The organism is Stenotrophomonas maltophilia group sp. Smal17, assembly GCF_030237045.1.
GTDB lineage: Bacteria > Pseudomonadota > Gammaproteobacteria > Xanthomonadales > Xanthomonadaceae > Stenotrophomonas > Stenotrophomonas forensis.
This window is the reverse complement of the sequence record NZ_JASJSU010000019.1, coordinates 50138-59923: the sequence shown is the minus strand read 5'-3', so window position 1 is coordinate 59923 and position 9786 is coordinate 50138. Positions and strand designations below refer to the sequence as shown.

At 64.6% G+C, this 9786-nt stretch carries 14 protein-coding genes; 10 read left to right on the top strand and 4 right to left on the bottom strand.

Annotated features, from left to right (window positions below):
• Positions 1-41: 41 nt before the first annotated feature.
• Positions 42-707 carry an HNH endonuclease gene (locus QRO93_RS07895; RefSeq protein WP_006457729.1) on the top strand — a complete coding sequence of 222 codons (666 nt, stop codon included), beginning with the start codon at positions 42-44 and terminating at the stop codon, positions 705-707.
• Positions 708-812: 105 nt separating this feature from the next.
• Entirely contained in the window at positions 813-2720 is a 1908-nt protein-coding gene (dxs, locus tag QRO93_RS07890; RefSeq protein ID WP_180878451.1) for a 1-deoxy-D-xylulose-5-phosphate synthase, read from the top strand.
• 113 nt (positions 2721-2833) lie between these two features.
• On the opposite strand, the gene QRO93_RS07885 is transcribed toward dxs, so the two are convergent.
• The 3 genes from QRO93_RS07885 to QRO93_RS07875 form a co-directional block, all read right to left on the bottom strand.
• Positions 2834-3037: a hypothetical protein gene (locus QRO93_RS07885; RefSeq protein ID WP_005410416.1), complete on the bottom strand. Its 204-nt coding sequence runs from the start codon at positions 3035-3037 to the stop codon at positions 2834-2836.
• A 168-nt stretch (positions 3038-3205) separates the two neighbouring features.
• Positions 3206-3766 (bottom strand): DUF3011 domain-containing protein, encoded by a 561-nt coding sequence (locus QRO93_RS07880; RefSeq protein WP_053450354.1) that lies wholly within the window; start codon positions 3764-3766, stop codon positions 3206-3208.
• 128 nt (positions 3767-3894) lie between these two features.
• Positions 3895-4566 carry a response regulator transcription factor gene (locus QRO93_RS07875; protein ID WP_053450355.1) on the bottom strand — a complete coding sequence of 224 codons (672 nt, stop codon included), beginning with the start codon at positions 4564-4566 and terminating at the stop codon, positions 3895-3897.
• Positions 4567-5035: 469 nt separating this feature from the next.
• Here QRO93_RS07875 and QRO93_RS07870 point away from each other — a divergent pair, with 469 nt between their 5' ends.
• The 8 genes from QRO93_RS07870 (at position 5036) to QRO93_RS07835 (ending at position 9242) form a co-directional block, all read left to right on the top strand.
• A complete protein-coding gene (locus QRO93_RS07870) occupies positions 5036-5533 on the top strand; it encodes a hypothetical protein (protein ID WP_258010870.1) in 498 nt (165 codons plus the stop codon).
• Positions 5526-6071, top strand: coding sequence for a GTPase (locus tag QRO93_RS07865; RefSeq protein WP_285304075.1), 546 nt, complete (start codon positions 5526-5528; stop codon positions 6069-6071). Before QRO93_RS07870 ends, QRO93_RS07865 begins: the two co-directional genes overlap by 8 nt.
• Positions 6064-6435: a roadblock/LC7 domain-containing protein gene (locus QRO93_RS07860; RefSeq protein ID WP_006457733.1), complete on the top strand. Its 372-nt coding sequence runs from the start codon at positions 6064-6066 to the stop codon at positions 6433-6435. The genes QRO93_RS07865 and QRO93_RS07860 overlap by 8 nt, the downstream gene beginning before the upstream one ends.
• A gap of 63 nt (positions 6436-6498) precedes the next feature.
• Positions 6499-6861: a hypothetical protein gene (locus QRO93_RS07855; protein WP_008266506.1), complete on the top strand. Its 363-nt coding sequence runs from the start codon at positions 6499-6501 to the stop codon at positions 6859-6861.
• Positions 6862-6971: 110 nt separating this feature from the next.
• A complete protein-coding gene (locus tag QRO93_RS07850) occupies positions 6972-7418 on the top strand; it encodes a pilin (protein WP_258010871.1) in 447 nt (148 codons plus the stop codon).
• Between the two features lie 169 nt (positions 7419-7587).
• Complete coding sequence (locus tag QRO93_RS07845; protein ID WP_053450358.1) at positions 7588-8046, top strand: pilin; 459 nt, start codon at positions 7588-7590, stop codon at positions 8044-8046.
• Positions 8047-8140: 94 nt separating this feature from the next.
• Positions 8141-8611: a pilin gene (locus QRO93_RS07840; RefSeq protein WP_148564986.1), complete on the top strand. Its 471-nt coding sequence runs from the start codon at positions 8141-8143 to the stop codon at positions 8609-8611.
• Between the two features lie 199 nt (positions 8612-8810).
• A complete protein-coding gene (locus QRO93_RS07835; protein ID WP_053450360.1) occupies positions 8811-9242 on the top strand; it encodes a response regulator transcription factor in 432 nt (143 codons plus the stop codon).
• Here the strand turns inward: QRO93_RS07835 and QRO93_RS07830 are convergent.
• Positions 9211-9468, bottom strand: coding sequence for a hypothetical protein (locus tag QRO93_RS07830; RefSeq protein ID WP_049456617.1), 258 nt, complete (start codon positions 9466-9468; stop codon positions 9211-9213). The genes QRO93_RS07835 and QRO93_RS07830 overlap by 32 nt on opposite strands.
• Positions 9469-9786 lie beyond the last annotated feature (318 nt).

Here is a 9786-nt window from a genome sequence, read left to right as displayed (position 1 = left end):
AACCCCAAAACCCAACAATTCAGGTATAAGCTGTTCTCCCGATGGAGACAGACACTACACGCTTGGGTCTGATCGAAGCCGGAGCTCCGATTTCTGCTCCGGGCGCCGAGGCATCGCCCAACGTCACCCCGCTGCATCGCCCCGGTTCGGTCCGGCTGCTCTCGCTGGATGCCCACGGACGCGTACTGGACTGGATCACCTGGCAGGATGCGGCCTGCCTCTACGCCCGTGAAGCCGTGGCCTGGACGCTGGGCGATCCCTGCCTGCACATCCACGGCGGCACCAACCGCTTCAGCGGCCTGCAAAGCGGCATGGACCTGCACCCGATCATCGCCGCCCGCGGCCACGCCCGCTCCCGCGCGATCGACCCCACGCCGAACCTGACCAACCCGGCCCTGTTCGCCCGCGATGCGCACCTGTGCATGTACTGCGGCCAGCAGTTCAACCGCCCTACCCTCACCCGCGACCACGTCATGCCGCTGTCCAAGGGTGGCCTGGACTGCTGGGAAAACGTGGTCACCGCCTGCTTCCACTGCAACTCGCGCAAGAGCGACCGCACCCCGCAGCAGGCGGGAATGCCCCTGCTGGCCGTGCCCTACCGGCCCAGCTGGATCGAGCACCTGATCCTGTCCAACCGCAACATCCTGGCCGACCAGATGGCCTTCCTGAAGGCGCAATTGCCGAAGCGATCGAAACTGAGCACCTGAACGGCCGAAAATGCAACCCTCACCGTCCTGTCACGGGCGGCGGCGTTTGCTTGCCCCACCCCCGTTTGAGGGCGAAAATGGGCGTTCAGAAAAAGTGCGAACACGATGATCGACTCTGCCCGCTATCCCCGCCTCGCGCGCATCCAGACACCGGATGACCTGCGCACGTTCGACGAATCCGAATTGACGGCGGTCGCCGACGAGCTGCGCGCCTACCTGATCGAATCGGTCGGCAAGAGCGGCGGCCATTTCGCTGCCGGCCTGGGCGTGATCGAACTCACCGTGGCCCTGCACTACCTGTACCAGACGCCGCAGGACCAGCTGGTCTGGGACGTCGGTCACCAGACCTACCCGCACAAGATCCTCACCGGGCGCCGCGACGAGATCCACACCGTCAAGCAGAAGGACGGCGTCGCGCCGTTCCCGAAGCGCGAAGAGAGCGAGTACGACACCTTCGGCGTCGGCCACTCCTCGACCTCGATCTCGGCCGCGCTCGGCATGGCCATCGCCCGCCAGTCCGAAGGCGACGACCGCAAGGTCGTGGCGGTGATCGGTGACGGCGCGATGACTGCCGGCATGGCCTTCGAGGCGCTGATGCACGCTGGCGGCATGGAACCGGAGCCGAACCTGCTGGTGATCCTCAACGACAACAACATGTCGATCTCCGAGGCGGTCGGCGGCCTGACCAAGATGCTTGGCCGAGCCACCGGCAGCCGCACGCTCAACGCACTGCGCGAAGGCGGCAAGAAGATCCTCGGCGACAAGAAGAACAACCCGGCCCGCTTCGTGAAGCGCTGGGAAGAGCACTGGAAGGGCATGTTCGTGCCGTCCACGATGTTCGAGGAAATGGGCTTCCACTACACCGGCCCGATCGATGGCCATGACATGCCGGCGCTGCTGTCCACGCTGAAGACGCTGCGCGCCTCCAAGGGCCCGAAGCTGCTGCACGTGATGACCACCAAGGGCAAGGGCTACGAGCCGGCCGAGGGCGACCAGATCGGTTACCACGCGGTCGGCCCGTTCGACCCGGACAAGGGCCTGGTGGCCAAGACCGGTGCCAGGAAGCCGACCTACACCGATGTGTTCAGCGACTGGCTGTGCGACGCCGCCGCCGCCGAGCCGCGCCTGTTCGGCATCACCCCGGCGATGCGCGAAGGCTCGGGCCTGGTGCGCTTCAGCAAGGAATACCCGCAGCGCTATTTCGACGTGGCCATCGCCGAACAGCACGCGGTCACTCTCGCTGCCGGCATGGCCACCCAGGGCGGCAAGCCGGTGGTGGCGATCTATTCGACCTTCCTGCAGCGCGCGTACGACCAGCTGGTGCATGACGTGGCGATCCAGGACCTGGACGTGCTGTTCGCGATCGACCGCGCCGGCGTGGTCGGCCCGGATGGCGCGACCCATGCCGGCAACCTCGACCTGAGCTTCCTGCGCTGCGTGCCGAACCTGGTGGTGATGGCGCCGTCCAACGAAGCCGAATGCCGGCAGATGCTCAGCACCGGCCTGCAGCATCCGGGCCCGGCCGCGGTGCGCTATCCGCGCGGTACCGGCACCGGCGTTGCCGCCGGTACCGACCTGTCCACGCTGCCGATCGGCAAGGGCGAGCTGCGCCTGCAGGGCAGCCGTATCGCCCTGCTCGCCTTCGGCAGCACCGTGGCCGCCGCCGAACAGGTCGGCCGCGAGCTGGGCCTGAGCGTGGTCAACATGCGCTTCATCAAGCCGCTGGACCGCGAACTGGTACTGGCCATGGCCGCCGGGCACGAAGGCCTGGTGACGATCGAGGACAACGTGGTGGCCGGCGGCGCAGGTTCCGGCGTTGGCGAACTGCTCAATGCCGAAGGCGTGCTGCGCCCGATCCTGCACCTCGGCCTGCCCGACAGCTACCAGCACCACGCCAGCCGTGAGGACCTACTGGCCGAAGCCGGCATCGACGCGGCGGGCATCCGCGCTGCCGTGCTGAAGCGCTGGCCCGAGCTGGCCGTGGGCAGCGCGCCGCTCAGCGCGGCAGGCTGAGGCCGCTGCAGGCCCGGTGGATCCACGCATGGCGTGGATCTACAGGGGAACGGAGACCGATCCACGCCCTGCGTGGATGACGCGCCGGCAAAATGATCTGGCGCGCCGCGCGCTCAGCCGTAGCTGACCGCTTCCACGAAGGCGCCACTGGCCTCCACGCGCACGGCTGCGCGCTGCCCGGTGTCGACGAAGTGCAGGCGTGCGAGGGTTTCCGCAAAATCGAAGGCGCGGGCACCATCGCGGAAATCGATCGGCTCCGGCCGATCCGGGTGCAGCACGCGCCACTGGCGCTGCTCGCATTGCAGGCGGATCAACATGCGGCTCACTCCTTGAGACAGCGTATCGACGGGGGCGGGACAGGCATGCCGATTGCGGCGCGCATTGTCGCGACGAATCAGGAGCACGCGGAGGTGCCCCTGATCGCAGACGATACGACGTTCAAAATGTGAGCTGTATCAGATTATTCTGATTTTCGAGAGGAACGCTCAATTCACCTGGAACTGGGCACGGCAGCCGTCGCTCACCCAGATGCCACGGCGATCCCAACCCCAGGTCTGGCCTTCAATGCACGCGCTGCGCGAATCCTGGCGGACCAGGCGCACGCCACGGCGGATACGCGCATCGCAGTATTCCTGGCGATGCCCATTGGAATGGCAGGTGATCACTTCACCGCCACCCCAACCATTGCCATTGTTGCCCCAGCCGTTGCCTCGGCCGCCACCCCAGCCGCCCCGCCGGTACTCGCCGACGAACTCCGCACGGCAGCCCTGGGTGACCCATACACCGTTGCGCGATTGGCCCCAGGTCTCGCCTTCCACGCAGGGCGATCCGGACAGCTGGCGGATCATCCGCGCCCGGCCGTCCAGGCGGCACTCGTTGCTGCGGTTCTTGATCGATTCGCAGCGCACGATGCCGCCGCCCTCGCGGCCGCCGTAGCGGTCATCGTCATAGCCGTAGCCATAGCTCTGCGCCTGGGCGCCGCCTGCGGCCGCCAGCATTGGCAGCAGGGTGCAGGCCAGGGTGCGCCAGCTGAGTGCCTTGCCCATCGAGATCTCCAGATGAATACGATGGCGCAAGCATCCGGGATTCGCGGCGCGCCGCACAGTGGGAAACGTAACGGCAGTTTTTCCCCCATTCAAACAACCCAACCGGACCTGACTGGACCGACGTGGCCTCATGGACCGCCGTTCTCGGCCCCGCTGCCCATGCCACTGGCATTGCCCAGCCGTTCCTCGAACGCATAGGCGAACAGCTCGGCGTCATTGCTGATGCCCAGTTTCCTCATCGCGGAAATGCGTTGCCGGCTGATGGTACTGACCGTGCGCCGCAACTGCGCGGCGATCTCGGTGATCGAGGGCCCCGACACATACAGCCGCAGGACTTCCAGTTCCTTCGGTGACAGCACCGACAGCGATCGCTCGCGCCCGGCATCCTGCAGGCAGTGCGCCAATTCGGGGTCCAGGTAGATCCCTCCGCTCAACACCGTGTCGACCGCCCTGCGGATGCCATCCACGCCACTGCCCTTGCACACCAGCCCACGCACTCCGGTGCGCATGGCCATGTTCAAGGTGGTGGCATTGGTGACCATCGTGGCCAGGATCACCGGCACCTTGGGGTAATTGCGACGCAACGCCTGCAGCATCGCCTGGCCGTCCGAGCGGCCACCATCGGGCATCGAAAAATCAGTCACCACCAGATCCACCGGTTCTTCGGCCAGCACCGCCAGCAGGCTTTCCGCACATCGCGCCTCGGCCACCACACGATGGCGGCCACCGGCCTCGATCACGATGCGCGTGCCAAGCAGGACCAGTGGATGATCATCCGCAATGGCAATTCGAGTGAGCATGCTGATTACCCGTCAATAGTCACGCCGCAGTGCGCAGCGAAGACGCTAGTAATCATTCCAGGCTACGTCAACTTAACAATCACGCACTGCAATTGATGTCATCGCAGCAGCATCAACCGGCCAATTCCATTAGTTGCAGCGAGCTGCATAAACACGAATGACGATGCAATTTTCCCAATAGTTTCATTCCAGAAAACCGGGAGCGCCGCTTACATAGTCACCTCCGTTCACTCGCTGCACTGGACACCCCATGGTCCGTTTCCGTCGTCGACCTTTTGAGGATCTGCAAGAGCCCTTTGCAGCAGAACCGCTGGCGCCGGCAGCCCTGCCAACGGCCGCATTGCCGTTCGTACAGCAGTTGCGCCTGCACCTTGCAAGCGACGGCGCGCAGCAACGACGCCCGGCCCATGCCGCGATCATCCATGACGGCGCCACCGTGTGCTGGCTGGATGCCAGGAACGATCGGATGATGACCACTGCACCCGCGCCGATCACGCTGACGCTGCTGCAGAAGCTGCTGGGCGATGCGGACCCTGCGCTCAGCCTGGTGCCGGTGACGCAGGACGTGTTCGTGCAGCGTGCGACGGTGTCCAGCAACATTCCACTGCGCCTGACGCTGTGGAACATTGCCCTGGCCACCGCCGGGCACGGCGCACCGATGTCGCCCCTGCACGAAGGAACAAAGCTGCGTCTTCGGCGCTGGCCGGACTTCCGCATCCTGGCACATCGTCCCGATCACTTCCGGCTGTGTGCGCTGCTGATCAAGCAGGGCGCATCCGTGCAGGCGTGCTGCGCCATCCTCGACCTGCCACGCCGAAGCGTGCAGTCGTTCTTCAATGCGGCCTTCCTCACCGCCTACGCCTTTCCCGTCGTGGGCGAGGACGCGCCCGTGCGCCCCTCTCCCACCGACGGCCTCGTCAATCTGTGGCGACAACTTCGCATCCGCTGGAGTGCAGACCGTGCGTGAGCACAAGATCGTAGTGATGGGCCCCCTCGGCGCAGGCAAGTCCACCCTGGTGCAGACCCTGACCCGGGGCAAGGCCGTGGTGACCGAGGCCCGCAATACCGACCCCGCCGTGGGCAAGCAGTACACCACCGTGGCCATGGACTATGGCGACATCGACCTGCCCGGCGGTGACCGCCTGCGCCTGTATGGATCGCCCGGGCAGGAGCGCTTTTCATACATCTGGCCGATCCTGCTGGCCGGTGCCGAAGGTGCCATCGTCCTGATCGATGGCAGCGCCGGCGTGGACAGCACGCTGGCTGCGCAGCACCTGAGAGCCATCGCAGACAGCGCGCCGGGCCTGCCGGTGGTCATCGGCTTCACCCGATGCGGCAGCACCGATGATCCGGTACAGCCGCACTGGCAGGACTGGTTGCAGGACCATGCACCGCATCTGCCGGCGCTGCCACTGGACCCACGCGACATGGCACAGGCCATCACCGCGATGGATCTGCTGATGAGCCAGATCGAATGCAACGCCATGGCGGTAACCCATGCATGACATCGACCGCACTTCGGCATTGGACGCGCTGGTACGCGACGTCACCGGCATCCAGGCCCTCGTCGTTGCCAGCACCGATGGTTTCGCACTGGCCCAGGCCGGCCCGCAGGGCCATGTCGCCGATCGCCTGGCCGCGATGACCAGCTCGATGCTCGGCCTGGCCAGTGCACTGGGCCGCGAACTGCACTTCGGTGAGCTCGACACGCTGATCCTCGATGCCGCCGACGGCAAGGTACTGATGCTCGCCATTCCCGGAAAGCAACCGCGCCTGCTGATGACCGCGTGCGACCACCGCTGTGTCATCGGCAACGTGCTCTGGCATGCCAAGCAGTGCGTGCGCGCCCTGGCCGACAGCCTGAACTGATGCATGCCTTTCTCACTGCTCAGACGGCTGTTCACCCCCTCACACCCGCAACGGACCACTGAAATGAATATCGCCATCAACAAATGCCTGGACACGCTCATGCAGATCAACGGCGCGCAAGCCGTTGCCCTGGTCGACTACGAAAGCGGCATGCTGCTGGGTGAAGCCGGCTCGGGCGTGGACATGGAACTGGCGGCCGCAGGAAACACCGAAGTGCTGCGCGCCAAAATGAAGACCGCCGAAGCACTGAACCTCAACGACAACATCGAAGACGTGCTGATCACGCTGGGACGCGCGTACCACGTGCTGCGCCCGGTGTCGGCCAAGAAGGGGTTGTTCTTCTACGTGGTACTGGACCGGCAGAAGGCCAATCTCGCCCTCGCACGGCGCATGGTGCTGGACGTGGAAAGTTCGCTGGCGCTGTAACACCCGGCAACGACAGACAGGGGATGGAAGCGCCGGGGCTGCTCTGGGGAGAGCGGCCCCGGCCTGCGAGTGCGCCCCGCACTCACCACTCACCATCGGGAGTTCCTTGCATGCCAGCTGGATCGTCAGCGCACGCAGCACGCGACGTGCCACCGCGCTACCCGCCCTGGGCTGCGACGGGCATTACCGTCGCGCTGGTCGCCGTCTACGCGATTCTGTTGCTTGCCCCCGCCGTGGACGGCCATGCCAGCCGCGTGCGCCTGCGCGATGCGGCCAACGCGCTGGGCAGTGCCATCACCACCGTCGAAGCCAGTTACGCCGCGGGCGATCTCACCTTGACCGACCAGCACCTGGGCTTGCCTGGCAGTGCCGCGTACTGCAGCCATCTGCGTGCCTCGCTGCCGGATACAGGACATGCGGTGCTGTCCTGCGAGCTGCGCGAAACGGCCGCCCTGCGCGGCAGCGTCAGGTGGTTGCGTAGCGCTTCCGGCGAGTGGCGGTGCCACGCGCGCATTCCCGGCGTGCGTCCATTTCCGCTGCAATGCCCTACGGAATGAAAGCGCGGCGTCTGATTATTTGCAAAACGCTATCCCAGACACTTGATCCATTCCATTTTACGAATTGTGGAATATCCCCATCGCGGCATGCGTGATTTTCTAGGACTGCGCCACGAAGCATCTTTTCGTGGCCATGAGCAATGAATCACCCACGTCACAGAGGATTATCATGAATACCGCATTCGTCCCAGTACCGCGCACAGGCATGCGCGCTTCCCGGCAGAAGGGTTTCTCTCTTATTGAACTCATGGTTGTGGTGGCGATCATCGGCATCCTGGCGATGATCGCGCTGCCGCAGTACCAGCGTTTTTCGGCGAAGGCGAAGCTGGCTGCGGCGCTGGCTGAGATCGCGCCAGGCAAGGTGGGCATTGAATCGGCCATCGCTGAGTCTGGCGATTCCCTGAGCACCACCCTGGCAGACTCCGGGCTTCCCAGCGAGAGTTCCCGCTGCACGACCATTTCCCTGCCGTTCAATGCACCGGACTCGGTGACGATCCAGTGCGACCTGCATATGGACAACACCTATGGCGGAGGGACCCTCAGTCTGATCAGGGACGAACGCGGTGCATGGACGTGTGAAGGCACCATCGATGATCAGACGCTGCTGCCCGCGGCCTGCAGATCCTGAGAGATTTCATCGCATCTGCTGTTTCGGAGCCCTGACAGAGGATGTGAGGGCTTCCTTGACGTTCTGTATCTCACGCGCCGGGCAGAGGACAACAATGAATACATCCAGCAAAGAGGCTGGCCGCAATCACGTGGCGTCGATGAAGCCGAGAGGCTTCACCTTGGTCGAGCTGATGGTGGTCCTGGCCATCATCGGCATCCTCGGCGTGATCGCATTGCCTCAGTACCAACGATTCACGGCCAAGGCCAGGTTGGCCGGCGCACTCGCAGAGTTGGCACCCGGCAAAGCCGGTGTAGCTGCCATCCTGGCCGAAGGTACGTCGTTGTACGACACATCGGTAACACCTGCATCACTCGGCCTGGCAACGCCCGCAAAATACTGCGAAGGGTTCAACGTAATGGTGGAGTTCGGCGACCTGAGATACCGCATGGTCTGCCACGTGAGAACGTTCATGGCTTATGGCGGCACCGGCAAGATGGAACTCGTACTGGACAAGGATTTCAATTGGCGTTGCACAAGCACCGTTGCCGACAAGAGCCTGCTGCCTGAAGGCTGCCGCTCCTGAAACAGGATTACTTCATCGTGGCCGGAACAGCCTCCACCACCGGCCCTCTTCAGTGAGTCAGATCCGGCGCGCTTTGCCCTGATTCCAGCGTCGACATCAGACGGTCAAGCGCGTCAGTTGCTTCCGCACCATGCCAACACAAAACATCGCGACGGACATTCTCCCTACAGCAGATGTCCGGCTGTCCAGAACAGGCGGTATGCCTGCTGCATTCACCCCCACCCTCGTCATCGCCGATCCCAACCCCTGGGTCCGTCGTGAACTGGTGCGCAGCGTCCAGCCCCATCTGGATGGCAAGGCGCTGAGCGAAGCCCGCTCGCCCGCCGAGGTTCTGGTGCAGATCGCCAACCCCCACTGCAAGGTGCTGGTCATCGATCCCTGCATGCCCACCGTGGGCCAGACCGATGGCATGCCGCTGCTGCGCCAGATCTGCTGCCTGCGCAGGGACCTGCTCATCCTGGTCCTGGCCCAGCAACCCCTGCGCCTGCTGCAGGATCGCGCCCTGCCAGCCCAGGTCGGGCACGTCTATGCGAAGACGGTCAATCCACTGTGGCTGTGCCGTTTCATCAGCCAGGCACTGCGCGATGAATCGACGGGCGTTACGCCACTGGCGCAGGATGCAGCCCGCTGACCGGCGCGGCGGCGGCGGGCAGCGCCTCGAAATGCACGGCTTCCACGCTGTTGCCCAGCGCTTCCACGCGCACCGTGCTGCCCTGGCCGGTGCGTCGGTGGTGGGCGCTGGCCCGGCCAACCGCGGCATCGAAGGCGGCGGCGCCGCTGCTGAAGGCTTCGGCCACGCCTGCGGCGGGGTCCAGCAGGGACCACTGCGCTGCACTGCACTTGACGGTGATGACCATGGGAGGCTCCTTGTGGGGAAACGGCGCAGGGGCGCATGACCCTCTGCTGATGACGTCACCGTATCCAGCCCATCAGCGCGGTCCTATCAGATAAGTACGAAAAACCCGCGCCCGGGTGTCAGAACTCCACGCTCATCACATCCCTGAGCCCGTTTAGCCTGTTCATTCCGTGATCCTTGTCACGGAGTCGGTTCAGCTTCACACTACCGTCACTAACAGGGGCCCCTTCCACATGCGCACCTTCTTCTCGCAGCAGCGCGGGACGCTGCTCAAGTTCTATTTCGGGGCCAGCTATCTGGTGCTGATCGAAGAACTGAT